This is a genomic window from Azoarcus sp. KH32C (assembly GCF_000349945.1).
Taxonomy (GTDB): Bacteria; Pseudomonadota; Gammaproteobacteria; order Burkholderiales; family Rhodocyclaceae; genus Aromatoleum.
The window spans coordinates 366,633-390,087 of the sequence record NC_020516.1 but is presented as its reverse complement, the minus strand read 5'-3'; the positions used below and the strand labels follow the sequence as shown (position 1 = coordinate 390,087).

Here is a 23,455-nt window from a genome sequence, read left to right as displayed (position 1 = left end):
CCAGTCCGCATTCAGATGCAAACCAGCCCCTTGCGTTTCTTGTCGGCCTCTTGCTGTTGGGCAATACAACACCTGCTTGTTGGCGTAGTGTTCTTAGCCATCTCATCCGGCACACCGGCTGAAGACCGTCAATGGCAACCGCTCGCCGACGACGGGCTACGCGATCCCAAGAGCCCCGCGGTACGCCTGTTACAGCAACCGGCTGACGCTCTCGCCGGTTTGGCCCCCGACAACGCGGGGAATCAAGTGCGCTGGGTCAAGGCATTGAAAGACGGTCAAATCAACCCGCGCAGTTTCCTCCGCAAGGAACGCCAGTGGGAAACCTATGACAAGGACGAGCTGCTCAATCTCAATGGCGGCATGCCTGTAGTCCGCTTCCCCCACAGCGCACACACCCCGTGGCTGGACTGCACGAACTGCCATGACCATCTCTTCAAGAAGGAGCGTGGCGGGACGAAGATCAGCATGTTCTTGATTCTTCAAGGCGAGCAATGCGGGGTCTGCCATGGCGCAGTGGCATTCCCACTCACTGAATGTGCTCGATGTCACAGCGTCAAGCGAAGCGATGCAATGGCTGAACTGGAGCGCGACGCCGCCGCAGCAAAGACCCAAAACGACGCAAAGACCCCGGTCCCTTCTCTGCCTCCCGCGCCGACTACTGCGCCTGTGTCGGCTGGAAAGGCAAAATGATCCGCTTCGGTCGATGGTCGGTTCGCAAACTGGCGACCTCGCTTACCGCTGCAACGCTCGCCGTCACCGCCCCCTCGGCGGCACTCGCTGAATATGCGGACGTAGTTATCAATCGGTCAGCCGAGAAGGAGGGCATGCGTCCGGTCGTATTCCCTCACTGGTTCCATCGGATCCGATTTCGGTGCAAAGTATGCCACGTGGAACTCGGCTTCAAGATGCGGGCGGGCTCAAATCAGATCAAGATGAATGACATCATCGATGGTCGTTTTTGCGGGGCATGCCATGACGGCGAAACTGCGTGGTCAGTCGAAAACTGTGACTTATGTCATTCGGGCAAGCCAGGCCTTCCTCCGGGAATCTTTGGCGGCCATGAAACGCTCGGCCCGGGGCGCTGGTAGCCTGCTGCGTGCGGTCGGATGTGCCGGGATCACAGGGGTCGTATTGACCGCGTTTTTCGACGTCCAGGCACAAGAGGCGACAAGCATTGTCGCAGAGAGCAATGCCATTGACTTGCTCATGCCACGCGAAATCATCATCGGAGGCTTTTCCGCGCCACCCTCGACGGTACCGGGCGCGCCCCCTGGCGGACAATTCGTCAAATTTCTGTTCCCGTCGGCACTCGCCGCTAACGGACCAGACATTTACCTTGCTGACGCCGGGCAACGTCTGCTTCTACGCATCGATGGCGTGACGCGATCAGTAACCAGACTGCGGGAGTTGCCCGGTTCACCCGGCACGCGGCTGAAGACTGGCCCGGATGGCAGCGTTTACGTGGTCAGCCCCGGGCGCCGCGAGGTCGAGCGTATCGCTCGAGATGGTAGACGCCTGGCAGTCTTCGGTGCGAAGTTCGAGATCTTGCAACCCGCAGACGTCGTAGTCGAACAGACTTTGAACCGCGTGTGGATTGCAGACGCAGCAGGGGGAGTCTTCGCCTTTCATCCGTCTGGCCGGCTGAGCGAGCCGCTTGCGGGAAGGGGCGATGGGTTTGCCGACGAGAATTCTGGAGCAACTGTCCTCAGTGCCGGGCGAGAGCGTGTTGCCGGGATCGATCCGCGCTGTCGTTGCATTGTGGAGTTCAGTCAGAGCGGGGTTGCGATCGGCCGCTATGGTGAAGGGCAGTTGACGTATCCTGTAGATCTCGCGATCGACTTGCATGGCCGCACTTGGGTGCTCGACCGCGCGGATCACCGACTAAAGGTATTCGCAAACGGCAATCTCATCGCGTCAATCAGTACCGCGCAGCTCGGTTTAACCGATATTACGGCGCTTGCATTCGACGGTCACCTTGCCTACATCGCGGACGGCCCGGGAGGCCGGGTCGGCGTCTTCACAATCCTCCAACCAAGACGGTGAATTACTTAATGAGTCATGTTTTCGCGGCGGTCGCGCGCGCAATCCTGCTCCTTCCATTGAGTGTATTGCTGCTCGGGGGATGTGCAAGCCAAGATACGCCCGCACGGCTCCATTACGGTCTTGCCGACGCCCCGGAAGGCAAACGCATAATGTGGCCTGCGGAGCCGGAGATTCCGCGATATCAATTTGCGGGCCAGCTGACGGGCGAGGAAAACTTCATTCGCGAAAACAATACGAAGGGGGTCACCGCATTTCTCGCATGGGTCGTAGGCCTCTTTGAGGAAGAAAATCCAAATGTCTTGCAACGCCCGCAGGCCGTCGTATCCGACAGGGACGGGCGGATCTTTGTCACAGACGTCAGTCGTGCTGCAGTCTACGTTTTCGACAAACCGGCGGGCGAACTAAAAATATGGGGTTTGGCGGTTGGACTACGGCGCTTTATTGCCCCGATCGGCATAGCCCTTGCGGAAGGCGGCGGCGTGTGGGTGACCGATGCTGAGCTTCAGATCGTTGCTCATCTCGGGCCCGATGGCACGCCCGTGGCCACGATCGGCAAGGGGATGCTGCAGCGTCCGACTGGACTTGCGCGCGATCCGTCGACGGGCCTCCTGTACGTCTCCGACACCTATGCTCACGACATAAAAGTTTTCACGCCGGACGGACGTCTCGAAAAGATCATCGGAGAACGAGGCGAAGGCCCGGGCGAATTCAACTTTCCGACCCACCTCGCCCTTGCCCATGGAAGACTCTACGTTACCGACACCATGAACAGCCGGGTTCAAGTCATTCCACTCGATGGAGGAGAAACCCAAATCATCGGCAAGCGAGGCCTCTACTACGGAAACCTCGTGAGACCCAAGGGTGTTGCCGTCGACAGCGAGAACAATATCTATGTCGTGGAGTCCTATTACGACAACTTGCTCGTGTACAACGAGGCGGGAGAGTTCCTGATGCCGATCGGTGGCGTCGGCCAGACGACGGGCAAGTTCTATTTGCCCGCGGGGGTCTGGGTCGATTCCTTCGACAGGGTTTTTGTGGCCGACACATTCAACGGGCGGATCACCATTTTCCAGTATCTAGGCGGAGCGAAGGCCGACGGCGAATGATCTGCCGCAGGTTGTCAGGATGTGCAATTGAATCGCAACGATGCCGCTATTGAAGTCGCAACCGGTGATGTAACTATCAATGCGGCCAACAAATACAGCGCCCCGGTCAGACTGATGCGCCGCCTGGCATCGCTACGGCTGACGCTTATCCTGTTCGCCCTGCTTGCCTGCGGAATTGTGATCGCGTACCGGCTGACCGAGGCAAGAACGTGGCCGGTCGTGATTCCCCTGCTGCTGCTCGCGGTCAACCTGATTGCGGCGGTCGCAACCAATGGCGTCTTCCGCCGTCAGACAGCCTTGCTCGTCTTCCACCTCAGCCTCATTGCGCTGCTGTTCCTTATAGCAGCGGGACGCTTGACCTACCTTACGGGTCATGTGGGCGTCACCGACGGGGTCACATTCGACGGAATTCTGAGCGACACCGAGCAAGGTCCATGGCATGACGGGAACCTTGCCTCGATCCGCTTCGTGAGCAGGGGCTTCACGATCGACTACGATCCCGGGCTGCAGCGAGGTCCTACGCGTAACCAAGTCGCATGGCTCAGTGCCGACGGCCGGTGGCGAGAGGCAGAAATCGGCGATCAGGAACCGCTCGTGATCGAGGGTTATCGCTTCTACACCACCCACAACAAGGGATTTGCGCCAGTGTTCACTTGGAAGCCGCACGCCGGCCCAGCGGTCCAGGGATCGGTACAACTTCCCCCATTCCCGATGCAGCAATACAGCCAGGCGGCTCAATGGACGCCGCCCGGCGCTACAGAACCAGTATGGGTCATGCTCGACATCGATGAAGTTGTCCTCAACCCGGAAGACCGCACGCACTTTCGCTTGCCAGAAAACTACAAACTCGTGGCACGCATCGGTCAGGAACGTCATGAAATGAAGCCTGGCGATTCGGTGCAGGTAGGCAACGGCACCCTGGTGTTCGATGGCTTGCGCGGCTGGATGGGCTACAAGGTGTTTTACGATTGGACCCTACCTTGGCTATTCTCGGCGTGCGCTCTTGCGGTAGTCAGCCTTGCCTGCCATTTCTGGCAGAAATTCTCCGCAAGACCTTGGGACGCATAGCATGGAAAGGGAACTCCAAATCCTTTGGGCCGCGGTCGTCGCGTACGTTGTCGCGGGCACGCTGGCCGTCGTGACCCTCGTACTGGGAAAACGCAGCGAAAGAACGATTCTTGGATTGATCAGTTGCGGACTCGGCCTGCAAACACTCTCCATCGCAATTCGTTGGGAGAGGCTGGGCCACGGGCCATTCATAACGATGTTCGAGATCCTGTGCTCCAACGTCTGGAGCCTGATGCTCGCCTATCTGATCGCCTATTGGCGCATCCCGCGGATTCGCGGATCCGCTGCGATCATCATGCCACTGATGTTCATCATGTTCGGATGGCTGATGTTGGCGCACCCGGGCGAAGGCCACTTCCCGCCAACCTACACGACACCATGGCTGTTCATCCACATCGGCCTTGGAAAAGTGTTCCTCGGCTCTGTCCTGGTCGCAGTCGGATTGTCGTGCGTCATTCTCCTGCGTCGCTGGGGGATCGGCGTCTCACGCCTTCAGCAACTGCCTCCGGACAAACAGCTCGATGAACTCGCGTTCCGGTGCATGGCGATCGGACTGATCTTCCATACCCTGATGTTGATCGCCGGCGCAATCTGGGCACAGGATGCATGGGGACGCTATTGGGCGTGGGATCCGCTCGAAACGTGGGCCTTCATCACCTGGCTGACGGTTGCCTTCACACTACACACACGGGTCACCTTCAAGGTGTCACCGCAGACCCATGCAGCGATGATCCTTATGGTCTTCGTCACGGCCTTCCTGACCTTCTTTGGCGTGCCCTTCGTTTCCCAGGCAGCACACCAGGGGGCCGTTTAATGCCCCCCGACCTGCAGCCGCCGCCAAGGGTATCCCAGTTCTGGCTTCTGCTTGCCGTAAGCGCGCTTGGCCTTGCGGCCGTCGCAGCCATCTTCCTGGTTCTCGCCAGGACCCCCGTGCTCACCGCCTGGGTCGCCCCGAATGCTTTTCCGCGGGCCCTGGTTGTACACGTGAATCTCGCCACGACGATCTGGTATCTGTCGATGGCAAACGCGCTGTGGACAGAAACGCTGCCGCAGTCCCGGCACAGGGCGGCAACGGTAATCGCAGCCGCTTCCTCAGCAGGTATGGCAGGCGTGGTTTGGCAAGGTTTTGCCACTGCAGGTCCTCCCGTTCTGGCGAACTACATTCCTTACGTCGAAGCGACTGGCTTTCTTGTATGTCTTGCGGTATTCGTAGGCGGAGGGATCGCCTCGAGCCTGCTATCCCTGACACGCCCCCGCGACGCGGCCGGATGGGGATTCGCAATTGCGCGATGGCCTTTCCTAATGGCTGTCATTTATTTGGTCGCGGGCTGGGTCCGCCACATTCCCCTTTCCGAGGCGCTGTGGGGCGCCGGACACGTCCTGCAGTTCGGCTATGTCACCTTGCTGATGGCAATCTGGCTGCGGCTTGCCGAGCAGGGGGGACCCTCTCCCCTCCCGCGCGGATTCATGGTCGGCTTGTTCTGCGCCGCCTCGCTTCCCGCAACTGCGGCGCCTTTATTGCTGCTGTCCGGCCAACTCGACGTCGAATCGCTGCATAGCTTCCATACTCAGTTGATGCGGTACGCAAGCTGGCCCGCGCCGCTGCTCCTGGCAGCCAGCCTCACCCTTCTCCCTGCAACGAAGCGACAAGGCGCACTGTTGGCGTCAATCTCGCTCTTCGTGGCGGGGATCATTGCTGGGCTTCTGATCACGAGCCAAACGACGATGATCCCCGCCCACTATCACGGTACAATCGGCGCCTTCACCTTGGCCCAAATGTCGGCTGCATTGATCCGGGTGTCCCCCCCTGCGCCGGCCCAAGCCGCCCCCGGCGGAGGCCTACGCAGCCTCCAGCTTTACACGATCGGAATACTCGCGCTGATTGGTGGACTCGCGTGGAGCGGTTGGCTCGGGGCTCCGCGCAAGGTCGGATTTGACTCCCACGGTGCCGACCTGCCGGCAACCCTCGCCGCCGCAACGATCGGCACCGGAGGTGCCGTGGCGATTCTCGGGATCTGTCTTTTTGTACTTCTCACCCTGCCCCGCACTGCTAAATTATGTCTAGCCCATTTCCGGCCGGAAACGGCTCCCGCCCCCGCCGCGACATTCGCCGCCGCGCGCTGATCATCACCGTCGTCGCAATTGTCGTATGCGGGTTCGTCCTGACCTTGCGCCCGTCGCGTCAACCACAAACACACTCCGATTCGCTGGGCTTCAACGATCTGCTGAAACTTCGGCCGCGCTCACCCGCGGCAACAGCAGCCCAAGCAGCGGAAGTGCAGACGCGATTTGCGCAGGGCGTGACGATGCTTCAGATGCGCCAGTATGACTACGCGCTGACCGCCTTCCATCAAGTACTCAAGCTGGCCCCCGAACTGCCTGAAGCGCATGTCAACATGGGCTTCGCTCTCATCGGACTCGAACGCTGGCGTGATGCCGTGAGCTTCTTCGAAACGGCGATCGAACTGCGACGAGACCAAATGAATGCCTACTACGGCCTGGCAATCGCCCTCCAAGCCCAAGGCGACCTGCCGGGCGCAATCGGCGCGATGCAAACCTACGTGCACCGTGCCAAGCAGGATGACCCGTTCCGAGACAGCGCCGAGGCGGCGCTTGCAAGATGGCGAGGCCGCGTCGGTCCCGAGACCACGGTCCCGCCCCCCTCCGCCACGCCCCCAGCCCGCTGATATGTCTTTTGCAAAATCCGTTTTGTTGCGGTGAACCAAAACGATGGGTCGCATTCCCGTTTATGAGAATTTGCCTTTCCGATAATAGGGATTCCCCTGCAGACCGGAAACATGCCCGCGTAATTTGTTTTATGTTTCAAAGTCTTTGCTGAATGGCAGATTTCCTAGTTACGGGCATGGATGTTGCTTACGAAAGCACTCCGACGCACTGCAGCAAAGAACGCGAAGCACAGTCTCAGGGGCAACCGTTGCAGCGCTGCAGCATGAACGCTCGCAAGGTCGTCTCGGTCGCGGGCGAGACTGTGTGCACAGGCATGGTTGTCAGCCATTGGAATCTCGGGCATTTTGGTTGGCAGGAAGGTTCACGTAATGAAGAGGGTTGAACTATGAAGCAGTTCCCGTGGGCAACAAGTGTCCGTCGCGGACTCGCCGCACTGTTTTTCGCAGTGATGGCCGTGGCGCTGTGGACACCTATCGACAGCCGAGCCGAATACGGTGACGTGGTCATCAACAACTATGCCGACGCGGCAGGCATGCGTCCGGCGATCTTCCCGCACTGGTTCCACCGTATCCGCTTCCGCTGCAAGGTCTGCCACGCCGACCTCGGTTTCCAGTTCAAGGCGGGCGGGAACGAAATCACGATGCTGAAGATCATCGACGGCCAGTTCTGCGGCGCCTGTCACAACGGCGAAATTGCCTGGTCGGTCGAAAACTGCGACCTCTGCCATTCGGGCAAACCCAACACTCCCACGCAAGTGCACGAAAGCACGATCCAGAAACTGGCCATTCCTGTCGGGGGCAAGAAATGATCCGCCGTATCCCAACCCTGCTTCTGCCGTTCCTCGCAGCCGCGTTGCTCGGATCGGCTCCCGCACTCGGCCAGGACGCAAAGGCCAAGGCTGCCGCTGCCGCTGCCGCGCCTGCAGCAGCCCCCGCCGCCGCCGCCCCGGCCGCAGCGCCCGCACCGACCGGCGACGTCAATCGCTTCAACCGCCTGCTGAAGCCCGCGAATCAGCGCAACCTGCCGCCGACGCAGGATGGCATTCACGATCCTACCGGTGAAGGCACCTCGGCACTGATGCCGCCGCTTTCGGCGTTCGAGTCCCTGCCGCGCAGCAATGCCGGTAACCGGGTCAACTGGGTCAAGGCCCTTGAGGACAAGGCCATCAATCCGCGCTGGGACCGTCTGGATCCGAATGCGGCACCGGTCGTGATGGACCTCAACATCGTGCGCGAAGTGAAGGGCTCGATGCCGGACGTCGTGTATCCGCACAAGCAGCACACGATGTGGCTTGACTGCTCCAATTGCCACCCGGCAATCTTCATCCCCCAAAAGGGCGCGAACCAGATCAGCATGGCCGCGATCCTGCTTGGGCAGAAGTGCGGCGTGTGCCACGGCAAGGTCGCCTTCCCCGTGTCCGAGTGCCGGATCTGCCACTCGAAGAAGAAGGACGGCCCGATCGCGCGGTCCGCATCCAGCCAGCAATAACGCACGGCTGTCACCACGCATGCCCAGGAGTCTGTAATGACGAAACACCCCCTCTGTACACAGCTCCTCGGGCATGCAGCGATCGTCACCGCACTGCTCGGAACCGGCCTCGCCGTGGCCCAGACCGACACGCAACCGGCTTCGAACGCTTCCACCCGACTGCAGGCGATGGAACCCGATCGTACGCAACTCGAACGACGCTTCGAGTCGGTCGGAACCCTGATCGAAAAATCGACGGCCGCACGGCAGATTGAATCATCCGGGGAAGCCGCCGCTATCGAGAAGCGCAACAACGCAAAAGAAATCTACGGCCAAGCCAAGAGCGCTTACAGTGCCGGTGACCTGGCCAAGGCGTCGTCGCTCTTGTCGGCGGCGAGCAAGATGATGTTCGAAGCGGCCCGCTTGGCGGCGCCCGAATCGGTCACCGCCAAGAAGGTGGAAACCGATTACAGGAACAAGCTCGAGAGCGTCAATGCGCTGCTGTCCGCCCAAAGGCGGATTGCGACCGAGAAGAACAACAAGGAATCTCAGGCAAGCAGCCATCAAGTCGAGGCCTTGATTGCCGACGCCGAGCGGAAGGCCTCGGCCGGGCAGTATGCAAATGCCCGCACAATCCTTGAACAGGCCTACCTCCTTGCAAAGGCGTCCATAAGCTCGATGCGCTCCGGCGATACGCTGGTCCGCTCGCTGAACTTCGCCAACAAGGAAGAAGAGTATCACTACGAGATCGACCGCAACGAAACCCACAAGATGCTTGTCAAGGTGTTGCTGGAGGACAAGCTTGGCGGTGAAGCGGTCAGTCCGCGCGTCAGCGAATTCCTGACATCGGCCGGCTCGCTGCGCGGCGAAGCCGAAGCTGCCGCCAAGCGTGGCGATTTCGAAGCCGGCATCAAGCTGCTGGAGCAGTCGACCGGCGAACTCGTGAAGGCCATTCGTAGCGCCGGCATATACATCCCGGGCTGACACGCCCGAGCGCTATCGTCGTCGAGTCGGACCATAACCGCCCCGGCTCACGCGATAGAACGTGTTCCTGATTCCGGGAATCCTGAAAGACAGCTGCCAAGGCACAGAGATGAGCGGACATTCTCTTGGAATAGATCGCTGATCAAGAGCATTGACTAGCATACCCTCCCTTCTGACAGGAGACGCGCGATTTGCTGTCGCCATAGCAGAATGAGGCGGGCACAGGGATTGCTAACTTCCAGTTACAACCCCATGCTCGAATAACGCACACCAAGATGCCCGCCATCAGTCGGCCCCTTTCATCCTGCGATCCTCCGCGTCGTCACTGCGGCCGGCAGCTTACATCCCAGAGCGTATACCTCCTCTCAGGACGTCTCGCGCCGTGGTTTGCCGGCGGTGCCGCCGTACTATGCGCAATCGGCCTCTACCTGGGCTTCTTTGTTGCCCCGTCGGATCCACACCAAGGCGAACATTTTCGGATTGCCTTCCTGCATCAACCCTCGATGTGGATATCCGTCGTCATTTACATCCTGATGGCCGCGGCGTCCGTCTACGGACTCCTTAGAAAGCAACGCGTCGCCGCCATGCTCGCATCTTCACTGGCCCCCACAGGAGCGTTGTTCGCTTTTCTCGCGCTCTGGACGGGATCGCTCTGGGGCAAACCGATCTGGGGTACGTGGTGGGTCTGGGAAGCGCGACTCGCAACAGAGATGCTCGTCCTCTTCCTCTTTCTCGGCTTTATCGCATTGCATGAGACGATCGACGATTATCGACGTGCCGATCGCGCGTGCGGCCTGCTGGCACTCGTCGGGCTCGTCGGCCTCCCCCTGCTGTATTTTTCCGTATACCGCTGGAGCCTCTATTACGGCACCTCGAACCGCAGTCTGCCTGCGCCAACGGGCGAGACCTCGATCATCGCAACCGGTCTTTTCGTGATGACGTTAGGCCTATTCGCCTACACGGCAGCAGCCACGCTGACGCGCCTCAGAAATGAGATCCTGAAGCGCGAGCGCAGTAGCGACTGGGTCCTCACGCACTTCAGGGGACAACAATGAACTGGGAAAGCTGGTCGGACTTCTGGGCAATGGGTGGCGACGGACTTTATGTCTGGAGCGCCTATCTCATCTCCATCGTGTTGATCGCATTGGAAGTCGGTGTCCTGGTCTTGACGCGACTCTCCATTCACGAGCACTTGGGACGCTTTTCGAGAATTGTTGGTTCCGGCGCCAAGTCTCGCTCGCCAAACTGATCTCACCATTGGACGTCGCGGCCGGGCAATGTTGAAATAGCGCATGCTCCTGCGTCTTCATCAAGCCGCCAAACTGGCGCTCGCATCTCTCGTTCTGCTCGCGTCCTTCGAGCTGGGCGCGGCCTCCGCCCCCGCCGTCATGCCCCCGCTCACGGCCATTAATCTGGACGGCAAGCCATTCCGGTTTGACGCTCCGGGCTTGAGGCCAGCCGTGATCAATGTCTGGGCAACCTGGTGCCCTCCCTGTCGCAACGAGATGGCGTCACTGCAGCAACTGGCCGCGCATCTCAAGCAGGACGGGATTGCGGTCGTGGCACTCTCGGTCGACACCGATCACAATCTGGTACGCGAATTCGCCCTCAAGTACGGCATCAAGATTCCCACACCGATCGCGACGACGCCTCGACAGGCGATGTCTGCGCTCGACGTTTCCGCCTTGCCAGTGACCCTTTATGTCGATGCCGACGGTCGGATCGTGGGACGCAATATCGGACAACGCGACTGGAGCGATGAGGCTTCCGCACAGGAGGTCAGGCGGACGCTCTCGATCCCGCGGGGCAGTGGCCGCTAGTGGGCCCTACGCGATCACGAACAGACCCGCCACGATCACCCGACCTGGATCGTTCCCATCATGCCCCCGGCTGCGTGATCCAATATATGGCAGTGGAACATCCATTCGCCGGGATTGTCGGCAACGAAGGCGACATCGACGGTCTGCCGCGGCCCCATCAGCACCGTATCGCGCCACGGCTGCAAGGGCAGTTGCTTGCCGTCGACGGCAATCACGCGGAAGAAATGTCCGTGCAGATGCATCGGATGGACGAAATCCGTTTCGTTGATCATCTTCAGGACGACGTGCTCGCCAACGTGCAGATTCAGGAAAGGCTCGTGCATCAGCGCGTGTTCGTGGCGGGCGGTGAAGTTCATCGTCCAGGCAAGCCCGTGCTCTTCCATCAGTTCATGGGTCTTCGCGGGCTTCCCGTCTACGATTCCAATGGCTGGAGCCCCTCGCATGCCTCCCTGGAACATGATGTAGTGCTCTGTCGCGCTTGCGAGATCGGGTTCGCGCAGGACGTTGGGAGCGAGGCGGATGGGCGCTGAAGAGGGCTTCTGACGGACCGCGCGGACGTTGCGATAGGCGATCTCGGCGATCGGACCGGCACTGCGGCGATTGACGTCGTTCAGCAGGTGTCGCGAACCGGGCGACTGCATGCAGTCGAGGACCAGGTCGACCCGCATGCCGGGACCAAGCGTCAGGCTTTCGACGACGTGAGGCTCAACGGCCTGACCATCGAAGGCAATCACCTTCATCTCGTGCCCCGGCAGCTCGAGCTGAAAGATCCGCGCTGCCGCGGCGTTGATCAGACGGAGGCGAATGCGTTCTCCGCTGCGCACTTCGAACGAGTGACCGGATCCCGCGGCCTTGCCATTGAGCAGGACCTGATTACCCAAGCGGCCATCATTCGCAAAATCGAGAATGCGTCCGAAGTCCTCCACCTGGCGCCCATCGTCACCGACACGAACGTCGGACAAGACCCAGACCCACTCCCGATCGACCTCGATCGGACGGTCCTCCTCGACGATCAAGGCGCCGTACAGACCGCGCGGGACCTGTTCGAAACTGGATTGATGGGGGTGATACCAGAAGGTACCCGAATCGGGAACGACGAACTCGTACGCAAACTGTTCGCCCGAGCGTACGGGGTTCTGTGTGACGAACGGGACGCCATCCATCGCGTTCTGTACTCGGATGCCATGCCAATGGACCGCGGTATCGACTGCAAGCGCATTCTGAAGCAGGAGCCGCACCGTCTCACCCTTTCTGAAGCGCAGCACGGGACCCGGCACGCCGCCATTGAATCCCCAGAAATTGGTCAGACGAGCCCCCGGACGAAGCGCCTGCTCTACCGACGAGGCGCGCAGCAACTTCTGCCGCGGAGGTGCGGCAAGCGCGGTTACTGGCGAAAGAGAAGCGACGGCAAGCGATGCCGCGGTCTGAATGAATCCGCGCCGGGAGATCTTCATTGCGTCTTCCAATGTCATTAGCGGCGGTTATCAGCGACCGCCGACTTGCTCGTACAAGAGGGTCAGGCGATCGGTCGCCGACAGGATCGAGTCCCCAGCCTCCGCGACCACGAGACGGAAGGAACTTGCCCCTTCGGCAGACAGCGCCGTTTGCAGCCACTCCCACTGCAGCGCGATTTCATCCAGTTCCTGGCGCATCCCGGCCGAGTTCTCCGGTAGCGCGGCAAGCCTTGCTAGGCCCGCGCTGAATTCCCGTGCTGTATCCTCCAGTTCGGCGAGACTTACGCTGCGATCGACGCCCCAGGAGTACAGCATGTAGGCCTTCACCAACCGCTGCGACAGCATTCGTTGGCGTCCTGCGAGATTAACGCGATGTCCGGCCTGGCCGCCCGGAGCGGTCTCCAGCATCCCGACGAGTTCCTCCGCACTGTCGAGGACGTCGAGGCTTCGTCGGGAGACCTGCAGCGCAGCGTCCTTGCTCGCGGGCGCGTTCGCAGCCTCGCGCAGCGACGCCCACCGCAGAATCAGTTGCTGCAAGGGAAATTCGGCAGCCGGAATTTCGGCCGAGACGGCGCGCAAGCGAACGAGATTGGCATCGAACCGGCTCATCGAATCGCGCAGTTGTTCGCGTGCCACGCCAGGAACGACATCAAGCCCCGCTTGGACGTAGGCCTTCGCCAAACGCTGGGAGAGCATGCGCTGCTCGCCCGCGACGTTGATTGCGCTGGCCATCGATATCGGCTCGACCGCACTTGCGGCGAGCGTCACGAGCAGCGAAGCGAGGAGAACGATCAGTTTCCGAAGCATTCCGCGATCCCTTGTCAGAACACCGGCAGGCCCATCGACTGGAGGGCCCGGATCAGCTGTGCCGACGCTTGTTCCATGACCTTGACCGCGTCCGCGAATTTGCCGGCGTTTGCCTGTCCTTCGGCTTGCACTCCGAGGCGGCGCCCCTCTTCGAGGAACCCGTCCACCAGCTTTCGCTTGTCGCCCTCCGCTCGCCCCTCGCCGATCATCATGTCCACCATGATTTCGTTGCTGGCAAACCGCTTTCTCTCATATGCGTATTCGTCCGCAGGGGTGTCGAACTTAAGCGAGAGAACAACTTCCTGCCCAGCCCGCAGGCGCGACATTTCCTCGACGGCGAGCTTGTATGCCTCGGCCATCTTCTTGTTCGCCTCGCCAAGCCGGGCGCTGGAAGAGAGTTGCCGCGAGTCACTGACCAGGGCATCGATCTTGGCCAGCAGACTCCGAGCCGCTGCGCCCTTCTCGCGGTCGCCGGCCAGTTCGCTCAGCGACTTGCGGTACATTTCCACTTGGTCGCCGAGATCCTGCAAGGTCTTGCGCTGCGCGCTCTCCGACAGGGATCCGTCAGCGGGCGCCATCTTGCGCGACGCGCTCGATGCGGAACGCAGTGCCTCGTCGAGCAATCGCGCCGCATCGTCGTGGTGTCCCTCGGCCAAGGCCTTGCGGGCGTCGTCGATGGCCTTGCGCCCCTTTTCGATCAGTGCCGCCGACTCCGCCTCGCGCCCGTACGCCACGTTCTTGGCCGCCGGCGAATTGATCAGCGTCTCGACCAACCTGATTTTTTGCTCGATCAGCCGCTGTCGCGGATCCGACGCGTCGCTCGTGCCTTGCGCGACACTCGCGCCTGCCAGCAGGCCTGCAACGATGCCTATTACCCACCGAAATCGCATCGCCCCTCCCAGTCGGCGCCAAGAATTCGAGACGGATGACCTAACTGCCGATGCGCGAAACACAAGGCCCAACGGCCGCCGCCGGACGGCCGATGTGTCGTGCCTGGCGCCGCTCACTTCCCAAGGAAAGAGCGTGCACCGGCGTGGCCGTGATCGGCCGCCAGGCGAATCCAACGCATCGCCTCTTCCTGATCCTGAACGACTCCCTTCCCTGCCAGGAACAGCAAGCCGAGCCCATACTCGGCTTCCGGCACGCTACGGCGTGCCGCTTCGAAATACCACTTGGCTGCCTCCTGGTCCGGGTCCGCGATCGACTTCGGCAACTTGTCGCCGAAGACGTACATGTTGCCGATGAAGTACATGGCCTCGCCGTTACCCTGCTCCGCGCTACGCCGCGCCCACTGCAGCGCCCGCTCCTCGTCCTCGGGAACGCCACGCCCATAGAAATAGAGCACCGCCAGCTTTTCCTGGGCGACCGGATTGCCGCCTTCGGCGAGCGTGGCCAGTTGCTTTGCCGCAGCCTCGTACTGCCCGGTCTCGTAAAGGCGGACCGCGTCGTCGATCGGCGCCGCGTTGGCGATCCCGGTCAGCAACATCATGCACAAAGCTACTCGACGCAACATGAAAGACTCACTCCCCAATAATCACAGTTCGCACGAAGCGGTTGATCTGCTCTGACATGCATCAACGAACAACCCGCCTTTTGACGCAAAATCCATACCTTTAGAGCGGCGAACGTATCGCCGCTGCGGCGCTCTATATTTCACAACGTCTGACGAGATGCCACGACGCCCCCATTTTGCGAAAATGGTCATACAAAGGCGTAGTGTATCTGACCGGATTGAATTACGCGGCAAGGACGGTCGAGAGGACAAATGGACACGACGGCAAGTTTGGAAGATCGCGACGCCACCGGCGCAGCCCTCCGGCAGGAAACCGAACAGGGGGAGAAGGTCAGCAAGTCCCTTTCGCTACGTTCGAAGGGAATCATCACCTTCATCCTGATGGTCGCGTACGCGTTGCTAATCGGCGTATCGACGGAATCTCAGCGCATCAGCCTTCTCAAGCTGGTCGACGAGCTTGAGGCCGCCCATCGCTTCGAGGCGCAGCTGCTCGAAATCAACACGTCGATGGCGCGGACCCTTTTCGCGGTCAATATGAGTTTTTCCGAAGACAACCTCACGCCGTCCACAATTCGGTCGATGATCGAGATCGAGGCCAGCCTTTCGCTGCTTGAAGCAATCCAGACCCACTATCCCGGCGTCCTGATTCTGTCCGGCAAGCTCCATGCACTGGTCCGGGATCTGGCCCAGCAGCCCTCCCTGGGAACGCTTAGCGTCACACGTGCAACGCTGAACGAGCTGATCCTCGAACTCGACGGCATCACGAAGAATGCGCATGCGAAGCGCCTCAAACTGCTCGATCAGTACCGCGAAAATTACGATCGCATTACACTAAGTAGTTTGGCGATGCTCGTGATCGGCTTGGTCCTCATTGGAGCAGCGACCGCGATCTTCTTCAGCCGGCTGACTTGGGATATCCGAAAGCTGGAGACTCATGCCAACGACATTGTCAAAGGCAACCGCGACACCCCGCTTCCCGTAACACGCAACGATGAACTCGGAACACTCATGCACGCAGTCAACCGGATGCAGCTCGATCTGCGCGAACGCGAACGGCACATCGAACGCACCCGGCTCGAACAGTTCCACCGCGAAAAGATGGTGGCGGTCGGTTCGCTCGCAGCGCAGCTCGCCCATGAGATCAACAACCCGATTGCAGCGATCACCGGGGTGGCGAGTGCGATCAGCCAGGTGCAGCGGACGCAGCAGTGCCCCAACCATGGCGCGACCTGCCAACCCGGGCTGATCCTGGAGCAAGCCAAGCGGATTTCCGCCATTACGCGGCAAATCGCCGACTTCACGCGGCCGCAGGCGCAACAGCCCGAACTGTTGAATCTCAACGAGCTGGTGCGCAACACCTGCGCCTTCGTGAGTTACGACCGGCGCTTCAGGCGCATCACCCTCACCACCGAACTGGACAGCGAAATGCCCGCCGTTCGCGCCATCGGCGACCACCTGACCCAGGTATTGATGAACCTTCTGATCAACGCCGCTGACGCACTCGAGGAAATGCCCGCGGACCATCCCGCGTTGATCATCGCCAAGACGGTCGCCACCGAAGAGGAGGCGGTCATCGAAATCTCGGACAACGCCGGAGGGATCGATGCGGAAACGCTCGCGAAAGTCTTCGACGAATATTTCACCACCAAGCCTGCCGGGAAGGGCACCGGCCTCGGGCTCGCACTGAGTCGCGAATTGATTCAGGACCGGGGCGGTTCGCTGACGCTCGAGTCGGTTCCCGGTACCGGAACAACCGCAAGAATCCGTCTGCCGCTGCGAGTTGCGGCCACTGCCGCCTGACAGTGCGGCACGATCAACACTAGGGACTTCGATGCACATACTGGTAATCGATGACGAACGCGCCGTCCGCGAAATCCTTGCGGAAGCATGCAGGCAAGCCGGATATTCGGTGGACGAGGCAAAGAATTGCACCGAGGCCGCCTCCAAGCTTGTGCGGGGGGACGTCGACCTCGCCCTCTGCGACATCAAGATGCCGGACGGCAACGGCGTCGATCTGATGCGTTCGGTCAAGGAATCCGGCGTCGAGACCAACTTCATCATGGTCACGGCCTTCGCGTCGATGGAATCGGCGGTCGAAGCATTGCGGGCGGGGGCCTCCGACTACATCATCAAACCCTTCAATACGGAAGAAGTCCTGCATCGCGTCCAGCAGATCGCAGCACTGCGAGGTCTGCGCGAAGAGAACCGCGTGCTGCGGAAATTCGCCAAGGCGGATGCGGCCAAATTCCGCTTCGTCTCGCCGGCGATGGCCGACGTCGAACGCCTCGCCGGAAAAGTCGCGCCCACCGACAGCACGGTGCTGATCACGGGGGAGTCCGGAACCGGCAAGGGCGTTCTCGCCCGAACGATTCACGAGCTGAGCCGCCGCAGCGACCATCTCTTCCTGCCGGTCAACTGCAGCGCCATCCCCGAAACCCTGATGGAAGCCGAATTCTTCGGGCATACGAAAGGCGCGTTCACTGGCGCCGACAAGGCGCGCAAGGGGCTCTTTCTCCAGGCCGATCTTGGCACGCTGTTCCTCGATGAGGTTGGCGAACTCCCGATGCTGATGCAGACCAAGCTGCTGCACGCCATCGAGGAAAAGGAAATCCGTGCAGTGGGGAGCGAACAGTCGCGCCGCGTCGATTGCCGCATCATCGCAGCAACCAACCGCGACCTCAGCCAGATGGTCAAGGAAGGCACCTTCCGCGAGGACCTGTTCTTCCGCCTCAGCATGTTCCACATCCACATCCCGCCGCTGCGCGAGCGGAAAGAGGACATCCGCAGCCTCATCCGCTTCGTTCTCGAAGGGGCGCGGGAGCAACACGGAGCCGCGAACTGCATGACACTGGCGGAGGACGTCGAACGGCTACTCCTCGGATACCCATGGCCGGGCAACGTGCGTCAGATGGAGAACGTGATTAATCGCGCGTGCATTCTCGCCGAGGACAATTGCATCACGGTCGACGACTTGCCCCCGGAAATCGCGCGCAACAGCCCGCGCGAGGAATTTCATGGCACATCCATTGCTAACCAGCGATGCCTGCGTGATTTGCTGCGCGAATTCGAAGCGAGCGTGATCTATCGCACGCTCGACGAAACCAGCGGCGACCGTCGCGCCGCAGCACAGCGGCTGGGCATCGGCCTGTCCAGCCTGTACCGGAAGCTTGAAGAGTTTGAAGCGTACGGAATGAGCAAGAATCCATCCTCTCATCAGAATCCTTCCCGCGACTCCAACTCTGAACAAGGAATCAAGCATGAAACTTCCCGGAACTGAGAAGCTCGTTCCCGTTTTTAGGCATATCTTGGTGGCATTTGGTCTCATCGCAAGCATAAGCAGTGCTCACGCGGACGCGGAAGCAGATTTCCAACGCGGTCAAGCTTCCTATCGCTCCGGTGATCTGAGCGGTTCGATGGAACCGCTCAAGAAGGCGGCGGATGCCGGGCACGCCCGCGCTCAAGCCCTGTATGGGACTCTTCTTGATGACGCCGAGTTGGATGACGAGGCCGCGAAATACCTGAAGAAGTCGGCGGACCAGAACGATCCTGAAGGTCAGTACGGCCTCGCCAAAATGTACTTCACTGGCGAAGCGAAGGCGCCTAACGAAGCCGAGGCGGGGCGGCTGATGCACGCAGCAGCGGCCCAGGACCACCGCGTCGCCATCATCACGCTTGCGCTGGCTTACATCCGGCACGATGCCCGGCTTGGAGCCGACGACCCGAACTCTCCGGTTGGTGGCCAACTGCTGATCAAGGCGGCCGAGTTTGGCGACAGCAAGGCAATCGAGGCGCTCGCCACTGCCTACCGCCAAGGCGGATATGGCTTGGCGCAGGATACCTCCAAGGCCGACTACTGGGCGGGAAAGCTCGCCACACTTGTCGGCGCGCCGAAAAAGGGAGCGCGTAGATGACATATCGCGTCCGAATGCTCGCCCGCCTCCTGCTTGCATGCGTCGCGGTGCCCCTTCCGGCACTCGCGGCCAGCATCATGGAAGGCCAACAGGTCTACAACCAGTACTGCGTCGGCTGCCACGGCGCCGGTGGCCACGCCGTCCTGCCGAACGCCCCCAGCTTCGCGCGTGGCGAACGTTTGATGCAGCCGGACATGGTCCTGCTCATGTCCGTGAAAACCGGAAAGATGGCGATGCCGGCGTTCAACGGCATTCTCAGGGACCAACAGATTCTCGATGTAATTGCCTACCTGCGGACTCTTCAACGATGATTCTTAAGCTTCGACCTGCTCGCAACGTCCTACTGGCCCTCGGCATTGGCCTTAGCTGCTTCACGACCTCCAGCTTCGCGCAGTCCGGCGGTTCGGATTACAAGATCCGCGAAACATTTGAGGTCGGCGAACTGGTCTATGTCCGCGCCCTCGCCGTCGAACGCAAGAGCAACAGCATGTGGGTCGGCACGTCAGCCGGTGTCCATGAGATTGACCTCGGCACGCGCAAACCGCGCAATACCTTCACCCGTAACGACGGACTCGCCAATGAGTACGTATTTGCCGTGGGCATCGATACCGAGGGCTACAAGTGGTTCGGGACCAATGCCGGTGGTGTGTCGCGCTACAAGGACGGGAAGTGGAAGACCTTCTTCCCGATGCATGGGCTGGCCGACTACTGGATCTACTCGTTCGCAAACGACAAGGCCGGCAACTTCTGGATCGGCACCTGGGCGGGCGTCAATCAGTTCAATATCAAGACCGGGCAGTTCAAGAAGTACGTCAAGGAGCTGATCAACGAATGGGTGTACGGTCTCGACGTGGATGCCAAGGGTCGCGTTTGGTTCGCGACCGAGGGCGGTGTGTCGATGTTCGACGGCAAGCAATGGAAGTCCTGGACCCACAAGGACGGCCTCGGCGCGCCGAACGCGGATCAGCTTCCCGCCTCGCCCAATACGGGCCTCGGAACGAGGTCCCGTCATGACCTGTCGACCATGGCGCAGGGCTTGCCGACCTACAATCCGAACTACTCCTTCGCGATGCACATCGACCCCGCCGGCAACGCCTGGGTCGGCACCTGGGGCGGCGGCGTAGCCCGATTCGACGGCAATACCTGGCAAAACTACAACAGCAAGGACGGCCTCGTCGGCAACATCGTGTATTCGATGGCTCAGGACGACAAGGGCGTGTTCTGGTTCGGCACGGACAAGGGCGTTTCGCGCTTCGACGGCAAGAGCTGGAGCTCCTTCACGACCAAGGACGGCCTTCTTGACTCGCATGTGTATGCGGTCGCGGCGACTCCGAACGGAGAAGTGTGGGTCGGCACGCGTCGTGGCGTTGCAATCATTGCCAAGAAATAATTCTGCCGCTCCCGCGGCACGGATTCGCGGGGACGGACACGCTATTTTCAACTGGAGTCTTGCCGCATGAGTTACAAAGTTGCAGCCGTCGCCGCGATTGTCGGCGCAGTCGCGATTGCTGGAGCGTACACGCTTGGTCAGCAACAGCGCACCGCATCGGCCCCGGCCGTCGCCGGCGCACCCGCGGGTGGCCAGGGCACTGCCTACCAAGGCAAAGTCGGAGCGGATCCGAACGAAAAGTTTACGCATTTCCGTGTCGGCAATCGGAACGTCAAGAAGATCTATGCCGACAACGGCGTCGTATGGGTGGCAACGTCCGGCGGGGTGATCCGCTATGACACCCGGAGCGACGAATACAAGCTCTACGACAACACGACTGGACTGCTGTCCAACGGCATGTTCTACGTCGGCCGAATCCAGGGCAAGATCACCGTCGGAACCTACGGCGGGGGCATGTCGATGCTGGACGAAAAGACCAACACGTGGGAAACCTTCAACATCCCGGACGGGCTGGGCGACGCTTTCGTGTACGACGTGCTCGAAACGCGCAACGGCGACCTCTGGATCGCGACTTGGTCGGGCGTGAATCGGGTCCGAGGCGGCAAGCTCAAGGATCCGTCGGCGTGGGAACTGCACACGGTCGAAAGCACCAATGGCGGCCTCCCGAACGATTGGGTGTATGGCCTTGCTGAGGGCAAGAACGGCGAGATCTGGCTGGCGACCGAAGGCGGCATGACGCGCTTCGCGGACGGCAAGTGGGAAAACTGGAACCACTCACGCGGCGTCGGCGCAGACTACGAGAAGGTCAAGAAGGACATCGAATATAAGAGCGACCCGGCCAAGGAATCGCTGCACCACGCCCAGCAAAAGCGTGAGATGGGCCTCGAGGGCATCGACCAGGCATACAACCCGAACTACATCATTTCGCTCGTCGTCGATGACGATGGCTCGCTGTGGTGCGGCACCTGGGGCGGCGGTCTGGCCCACTTCGACGGCAAGCAGTGGACCAACTACACGACGGTGGAAGGCCTGCCCGGCAACCATATTTTCATGCTCCACCGCGACAGCAAGAATCGCCTGTGGGTCGGGACCAACGACGGTCTCGCACTGAAGGAAGGGAATTCCTTCCGCGTCATGAAGGCCGAGGACGGTCTGTTCAACAACACCGTCTTCTCGATGACGACCACCGCCGACGGCGATCTCTGGATCGGCAGCTACGGAGGCGTCGCACACCTCCGGCCGGTCAACTAAGTTCTCGCTGTCCCAGTCGGTTCACGACGAGCCACCTCCCCATGGAGGTGGCTTTTTCTTTGGCCGCTCGCTGCGCTGGTCTAGCTGACCGCACGGCTGCCTCCCGCCGTTGGGCGGGAAACCGATCATCGAGAAATTCGTCCCAGAGAAGCGCGCAAAAGAAAGGGGCTGCGGCGCATTGCGCCGCAGCCCCTTTCCTGCAACGGCAAATGCTTACTTGCGCACTCGATCGATCACGACCGTGACACCGGAAGCGTCCGGGGATACGAGCACCGGCGCGCTTTCGAGGTCGCCGGCGCTGGCCGTCGCACTGCCCTGCTTGGACACCCGGGCTCCGATACCGATTTGGGTCGGAAGAGGCCCTTGCGACATCCGTTGGGCATTGGCGAAGTCGAATTCAGCCGGCAGATCCCCCACGCGGAAGCGCATCGCTGCGAGCGGCATGCCTCCCTGCATCGGGCGTGCAAAGAGGAAGACTGTCTCGTCCGCTCCCGCCTGGGCCGCAAGTTCAGGTGCGAGGCTGACACGGCCCCGTACCGTCAGCGCAGCCGCCTGTGCCTGCTGTCCCGCCGCTGCGCCCGGCATCGCCGCGACCTGAGCGGCTCCCGGAGGATTCAGCAAGGGCAATCCGCCCTTGGTCCGTGCCTCGTTGATGCTGCCCAGAATCGCGCCGTACACGCCCTCGGAAGGGTCCATTTTTTGCAGGATCCGCTCCCACAGCGTCGAGGCCGAGGCGTAGTCGCCGCGTTGGAATGCCGAAGTACCGGCGAGGGCCAACGCCTTGAAGTGGTTCGGGTCGAGTTTGAGCGCGCGAGCGATCAGCTGATCCGGGTCGCCGTCGAACTTGCGTCCGGCGCCGCTGGCGAGCAGGTCGGCCCAGTCGGCGAGGACATCGGCCTCTTCGGGGATCTTCGAGCCGATCTTGCTCCAGGTTTCAGCCGCGCCGCGCAGATCCTGCATGACGGCATACGACCGGCCGAGCATCAGCCAGCCCTGCGGATCGTTGGGCTCACGCACCAGACGTTCCGACAGTTGCTTGACCATCGCAGCCATCTGCTCCGGGGTGACTTGGTGGCCTGCGGCCTGCTGAGGCTTCGCCAGTTCCGGATCGAGTCCGTCCGGAGAACCGAGAACGAGATAGATGGCCACGGCAACGGTCGGAACCGCCACGATGACCGCGGCGGCCCAGCCCCGGGCCGGCCGATTGTCAGCACCTGCCTCGACGACGCCACCTTCGGTGAGCGCCCGCTGCTCAAGCTCTTCGCGCGAACGCTGATACTCAGTGTCGGGAACACGGCCAGCGGCACGTTCCGCTTCGAGTTCGGCCACTTGTTCACGCAGCACGATCAGTGCAGTGCGCGCTTGCTCCTGGCGCGCTGCGTGGGCACGCGCCCGCGCGCCTGTCCCGAACAGCGGAGGCAGGACGAGCAGCAGGGCGCCGGCCACCAGGACGGTGGCCAGAATCAGGAAAGCGATCACGAACGGGACTCCTCGGAGGTATCGGCCCCGCCCTCAAGCAAGGCCATGGCGCGGGCATGTTCTTCTGCAGTCAGCTTGTGCGCGGGCTCCGAGGCACGCTTGCGCAGCCGCCATCCGAGCCATCCCGCCCCGGCAATCAGCAGCAGGCCCGGCCCGATCCACAGCAGCAAGGTCACGCCCTTGAATGGGGGCAGGTACAAGACGAAGTCCCCGTAACGCGCGACGAGGTAATCGACGACGGCCTGCTCGTCCTTGCCCGCAAGGAATTGCTCCCGCACCTGATTACGCAGGTCGATCGCCAAGGGCGCATTGGATTCCGCGATCGATTGGTTCTGGCAGACGAGACAGCGCAGGCTGCGCGAGAGCTGCATCACGCGTTCCTCGAGCGCCTGATCGTGAGCCAGCGGCTCCGCCTCGCCTGCCGAAGCCACGAGCGGCATCAACAAGGCAAACACCAGCGCCAGACGGCGCATC

At 61.2% G+C, this 23,455-nt stretch carries 26 protein-coding genes; 20 read left to right on the top strand and 6 right to left on the bottom strand.

Annotation, left to right across the window (positions count from 1 at the left end):
• The first annotated feature begins 15 nt into the window (after positions 1-15).
• From AZKH_RS26630 to AZKH_RS01645, 14 genes are all read left to right on the top strand, one after another.
• Positions 16-690 (top strand): c(7)-type cytochrome triheme domain-containing protein, encoded by a 675-nt coding sequence (locus AZKH_RS26630; RefSeq protein WP_156822023.1) that lies wholly within the window; start codon positions 16-18, stop codon positions 688-690.
• Positions 687-1,088: a c(7)-type cytochrome triheme domain-containing protein gene (locus tag AZKH_RS26625; protein WP_015433996.1), complete on the top strand. Its 402-nt coding sequence runs from the start codon at positions 687-689 to the stop codon at positions 1,086-1,088. Before AZKH_RS26630 ends, AZKH_RS26625 begins: the two co-directional genes overlap by 4 nt.
• Entirely contained in the window at positions 973-2,043 is a 1,071-nt protein-coding gene (locus tag AZKH_RS01695) for a hypothetical protein (RefSeq protein ID WP_015433995.1), read from the top strand. The genes AZKH_RS26625 and AZKH_RS01695 overlap by 116 nt, the downstream gene beginning before the upstream one ends.
• A gap of 8 nt (positions 2,044-2,051) precedes the next feature.
• Positions 2,052-3,149: a 6-bladed beta-propeller gene (locus tag AZKH_RS01690; RefSeq protein WP_041655811.1), complete on the top strand. Its 1,098-nt coding sequence runs from the start codon at positions 2,052-2,054 to the stop codon at positions 3,147-3,149.
• A 27-nt stretch (positions 3,150-3,176) separates the two neighbouring features.
• Positions 3,177-4,217, top strand: coding sequence for a cytochrome c biogenesis protein ResB (locus tag AZKH_RS01685; protein ID WP_015433993.1), 1,041 nt, complete (start codon positions 3,177-3,179; stop codon positions 4,215-4,217).
• Between the two features lies 1 nt (position 4,218).
• Complete coding sequence (gene ccsA, locus AZKH_RS01680) at positions 4,219-5,031, top strand: cytochrome c biogenesis protein CcsA (RefSeq protein ID WP_015433992.1); 813 nt, start codon at positions 4,219-4,221, stop codon at positions 5,029-5,031.
• Complete coding sequence (locus AZKH_RS01675) at positions 5,031-6,341, top strand: hypothetical protein (RefSeq protein WP_015433991.1); 1,311 nt, start codon at positions 5,031-5,033, stop codon at positions 6,339-6,341. Before ccsA (AZKH_RS01680) ends, AZKH_RS01675 begins: the two co-directional genes overlap by 1 nt.
• Positions 6,275-6,904, top strand: coding sequence for a tetratricopeptide repeat protein (locus AZKH_RS01670; protein WP_015433990.1), 630 nt, complete (start codon positions 6,275-6,277; stop codon positions 6,902-6,904). Before AZKH_RS01675 ends, AZKH_RS01670 begins: the two co-directional genes overlap by 67 nt.
• Before the next feature lie 386 nt (positions 6,905-7,290).
• Entirely contained in the window at positions 7,291-7,713 is a 423-nt protein-coding gene (locus AZKH_RS01665; protein ID WP_015433988.1) for a c(7)-type cytochrome triheme domain-containing protein, read from the top strand.
• Positions 7,710-8,393 carry a c(7)-type cytochrome triheme domain-containing protein gene (locus tag AZKH_RS01660; protein WP_015433987.1) on the top strand — a complete coding sequence of 228 codons (684 nt, stop codon included), beginning with the start codon at positions 7,710-7,712 and terminating at the stop codon, positions 8,391-8,393. Before AZKH_RS01665 ends, AZKH_RS01660 begins: the two co-directional genes overlap by 4 nt.
• Positions 8,394-8,507: 114 nt before the next feature.
• Positions 8,508-9,356, top strand: a complete 849-nt coding sequence (locus tag AZKH_RS01655) for a hypothetical protein (protein WP_041656650.1) — start codon at positions 8,508-8,510, stop codon at positions 9,354-9,356.
• Positions 9,357-9,631: 275 nt separating this feature from the next.
• Entirely contained in the window at positions 9,632-10,411 is a 780-nt protein-coding gene (gene ccsA / locus AZKH_RS01650) for a cytochrome c biogenesis protein CcsA (RefSeq protein WP_041655807.1), read from the top strand.
• Complete coding sequence (ccmD, locus tag AZKH_RS26620) at positions 10,408-10,605, top strand: heme exporter protein CcmD (protein ID WP_015433984.1); 198 nt, start codon at positions 10,408-10,410, stop codon at positions 10,603-10,605. Before ccsA (AZKH_RS01650) ends, ccmD begins: the two co-directional genes overlap by 4 nt.
• 43 nt (positions 10,606-10,648) lie before the next feature.
• Positions 10,649-11,176 (top strand): TlpA disulfide reductase family protein, encoded by a 528-nt coding sequence (locus tag AZKH_RS01645; RefSeq protein WP_015433983.1) that lies wholly within the window; start codon positions 10,649-10,651, stop codon positions 11,174-11,176.
• A gap of 35 nt (positions 11,177-11,211) precedes the next feature.
• Here AZKH_RS01645 and AZKH_RS01640 read toward each other — a convergent pair whose 3' ends face one another.
• The 4 genes from AZKH_RS01640 to AZKH_RS01625 form a co-directional block, all read right to left on the bottom strand.
• Positions 11,212-12,630 (bottom strand): multicopper oxidase family protein, encoded by a 1,419-nt coding sequence (locus AZKH_RS01640; RefSeq protein WP_015433982.1) that lies wholly within the window; start codon positions 12,628-12,630, stop codon positions 11,212-11,214.
• A gap of 30 nt (positions 12,631-12,660) precedes the next feature.
• Positions 12,661-13,437, bottom strand: coding sequence for a type IV pili methyl-accepting chemotaxis transducer N-terminal domain-containing protein (locus tag AZKH_RS01635; RefSeq protein WP_015433981.1), 777 nt, complete (start codon positions 13,435-13,437; stop codon positions 12,661-12,663).
• Between the two features lie 14 nt (positions 13,438-13,451).
• Positions 13,452-14,327, bottom strand: a complete 876-nt coding sequence (locus tag AZKH_RS01630; protein ID WP_015433980.1) for a hypothetical protein — start codon at positions 14,325-14,327, stop codon at positions 13,452-13,454.
• Between the two features lie 113 nt (positions 14,328-14,440).
• Complete coding sequence (locus tag AZKH_RS01625; RefSeq protein WP_015433979.1) at positions 14,441-14,926, bottom strand: tetratricopeptide repeat protein; 486 nt, start codon at positions 14,924-14,926, stop codon at positions 14,441-14,443.
• A 276-nt stretch (positions 14,927-15,202) separates the two neighbouring features.
• On the opposite strand from AZKH_RS01625, the gene AZKH_RS01620 reads away from it, so the two are divergent.
• The 6 genes from AZKH_RS01620 (at position 15,203) to AZKH_RS01595 (ending at position 21,502) form a co-directional block, all read left to right on the top strand.
• Positions 15,203-16,750, top strand: coding sequence for an ATP-binding protein (locus AZKH_RS01620; RefSeq protein ID WP_015433978.1), 1,548 nt, complete (start codon positions 15,203-15,205; stop codon positions 16,748-16,750).
• Between the two features lie 31 nt (positions 16,751-16,781).
• On the top strand, positions 16,782-18,227 hold the full coding sequence (locus tag AZKH_RS01615) for a sigma-54 dependent transcriptional regulator (RefSeq protein ID WP_015433977.1): 1,446 nt from the start codon (positions 16,782-16,784) through the stop codon (positions 18,225-18,227).
• Positions 18,208-18,861: a tetratricopeptide repeat protein gene (locus AZKH_RS01610; protein ID WP_015433976.1), complete on the top strand. Its 654-nt coding sequence runs from the start codon at positions 18,208-18,210 to the stop codon at positions 18,859-18,861. The genes AZKH_RS01615 and AZKH_RS01610 overlap by 20 nt, the downstream gene beginning before the upstream one ends.
• The gene (locus AZKH_RS01605) at positions 18,858-19,172 is read left to right on the top strand and encodes a cytochrome c (protein ID WP_015433975.1); all 315 of its coding nucleotides are present in this window, start codon (positions 18,858-18,860) and stop codon (positions 19,170-19,172) included. Before AZKH_RS01610 ends, AZKH_RS01605 begins: the two co-directional genes overlap by 4 nt.
• Positions 19,169-20,251 (top strand): two-component regulator propeller domain-containing protein, encoded by a 1,083-nt coding sequence (locus AZKH_RS01600; RefSeq protein ID WP_015433974.1) that lies wholly within the window; start codon positions 19,169-19,171, stop codon positions 20,249-20,251. The genes AZKH_RS01605 and AZKH_RS01600 overlap by 4 nt, the downstream gene beginning before the upstream one ends.
• 66 nt (positions 20,252-20,317) lie before the next feature.
• The gene (locus AZKH_RS01595; RefSeq protein ID WP_015433973.1) at positions 20,318-21,502 is read left to right on the top strand and encodes a two-component regulator propeller domain-containing protein; all 1,185 of its coding nucleotides are present in this window, start codon (positions 20,318-20,320) and stop codon (positions 21,500-21,502) included.
• Positions 21,503-21,715: 213 nt separating this feature from the next.
• On the opposite strand, the gene ccmI is transcribed toward AZKH_RS01595, so the two are convergent.
• Together ccmI and AZKH_RS01585 are read right to left on the bottom strand one after the other, a co-directional pair.
• Positions 21,716-22,981, bottom strand: coding sequence for a c-type cytochrome biogenesis protein CcmI (gene ccmI / locus AZKH_RS01590; protein ID WP_015433972.1), 1,266 nt, complete (start codon positions 22,979-22,981; stop codon positions 21,716-21,718).
• A complete protein-coding gene (locus tag AZKH_RS01585) occupies positions 22,978-23,454 on the bottom strand; it encodes a cytochrome c-type biogenesis protein (RefSeq protein WP_041656644.1) in 477 nt (158 codons plus the stop codon). Before AZKH_RS01585 ends, ccmI begins: the two co-directional genes overlap by 4 nt.
• Between the last annotated feature and the right edge of the window lies 1 nt (position 23,455).

Bases quoted from the DNA above. Each gene is read 5' to 3' on its own strand.
- AZKH_RS26630 (WP_156822023.1), top strand. From the start codon at position 16: ATGCAAACCAGCCCCTTGCGTTTCTTGTCGGCCTCTTGCTGTTGGGCA.
- AZKH_RS26625 (WP_015433996.1), top strand. From the start codon at position 687: ATGATCCGCTTCGGTCGATGGTCGGTTCGCAAACTGGCGACCTCGCTT.
- AZKH_RS01695 (WP_015433995.1), top strand. From the start codon at position 973: ATGACGGCGAAACTGCGTGGTCAGTCGAAAACTGTGACTTATGTCATT.
- AZKH_RS01690 (WP_041655811.1), top strand. From the start codon at position 2,052: ATGAGTCATGTTTTCGCGGCGGTCGCGCGCGCAATCCTGCTCCTTCCA.
- ccsA (WP_015433992.1), top strand. From the start codon at position 4,219: ATGGAAAGGGAACTCCAAATCCTTTGGGCCGCGGTCGTCGCGTACGTT.
- AZKH_RS01675 (WP_015433991.1), top strand. From the start codon at position 5,031: ATGCCCCCCGACCTGCAGCCGCCGCCAAGGGTATCCCAGTTCTGGCTT.
- AZKH_RS01670 (WP_015433990.1), top strand. From the start codon at position 6,275: ATGTCTAGCCCATTTCCGGCCGGAAACGGCTCCCGCCCCCGCCGCGAC.
- AZKH_RS01665 (WP_015433988.1), top strand. From the start codon at position 7,291: ATGAAGCAGTTCCCGTGGGCAACAAGTGTCCGTCGCGGACTCGCCGCA.
- AZKH_RS01660 (WP_015433987.1), top strand. From the start codon at position 7,710: ATGATCCGCCGTATCCCAACCCTGCTTCTGCCGTTCCTCGCAGCCGCG.
- ccsA (WP_041655807.1), top strand. From the start codon at position 9,632: ATGCCCGCCATCAGTCGGCCCCTTTCATCCTGCGATCCTCCGCGTCGT.
- ccmD (WP_015433984.1), top strand. From the start codon at position 10,408: ATGAACTGGGAAAGCTGGTCGGACTTCTGGGCAATGGGTGGCGACGGA.
- AZKH_RS01645 (WP_015433983.1), top strand. From the start codon at position 10,649: ATGCTCCTGCGTCTTCATCAAGCCGCCAAACTGGCGCTCGCATCTCTC.
- AZKH_RS01640 (WP_015433982.1), bottom strand. From the start codon at position 12,630: ATGAAGATCTCCCGGCGCGGATTCATTCAGACCGCGGCATCGCTTGCC.
- AZKH_RS01635 (WP_015433981.1), bottom strand. From the start codon at position 13,437: ATGCTTCGGAAACTGATCGTTCTCCTCGCTTCGCTGCTCGTGACGCTC.
- AZKH_RS01630 (WP_015433980.1), bottom strand. From the start codon at position 14,327: ATGCGATTTCGGTGGGTAATAGGCATCGTTGCAGGCCTGCTGGCAGGC.
- AZKH_RS01625 (WP_015433979.1), bottom strand. From the start codon at position 14,926: ATGATGTTGCTGACCGGGATCGCCAACGCGGCGCCGATCGACGACGCG.
- AZKH_RS01620 (WP_015433978.1), top strand. From the start codon at position 15,203: ATGGACACGACGGCAAGTTTGGAAGATCGCGACGCCACCGGCGCAGCC.
- AZKH_RS01615 (WP_015433977.1), top strand. From the start codon at position 16,782: ATGCACATACTGGTAATCGATGACGAACGCGCCGTCCGCGAAATCCTT.
- AZKH_RS01610 (WP_015433976.1), top strand. From the start codon at position 18,208: ATGAAACTTCCCGGAACTGAGAAGCTCGTTCCCGTTTTTAGGCATATC.
- AZKH_RS01605 (WP_015433975.1), top strand. From the start codon at position 18,858: ATGACATATCGCGTCCGAATGCTCGCCCGCCTCCTGCTTGCATGCGTC.
- AZKH_RS01600 (WP_015433974.1), top strand. From the start codon at position 19,169: ATGATTCTTAAGCTTCGACCTGCTCGCAACGTCCTACTGGCCCTCGGC.
- AZKH_RS01595 (WP_015433973.1), top strand. From the start codon at position 20,318: ATGAGTTACAAAGTTGCAGCCGTCGCCGCGATTGTCGGCGCAGTCGCG.
- AZKH_RS01585 (WP_041656644.1), bottom strand. From the start codon at position 23,454: ATGCGCCGTCTGGCGCTGGTGTTTGCCTTGTTGATGCCGCTCGTGGCT.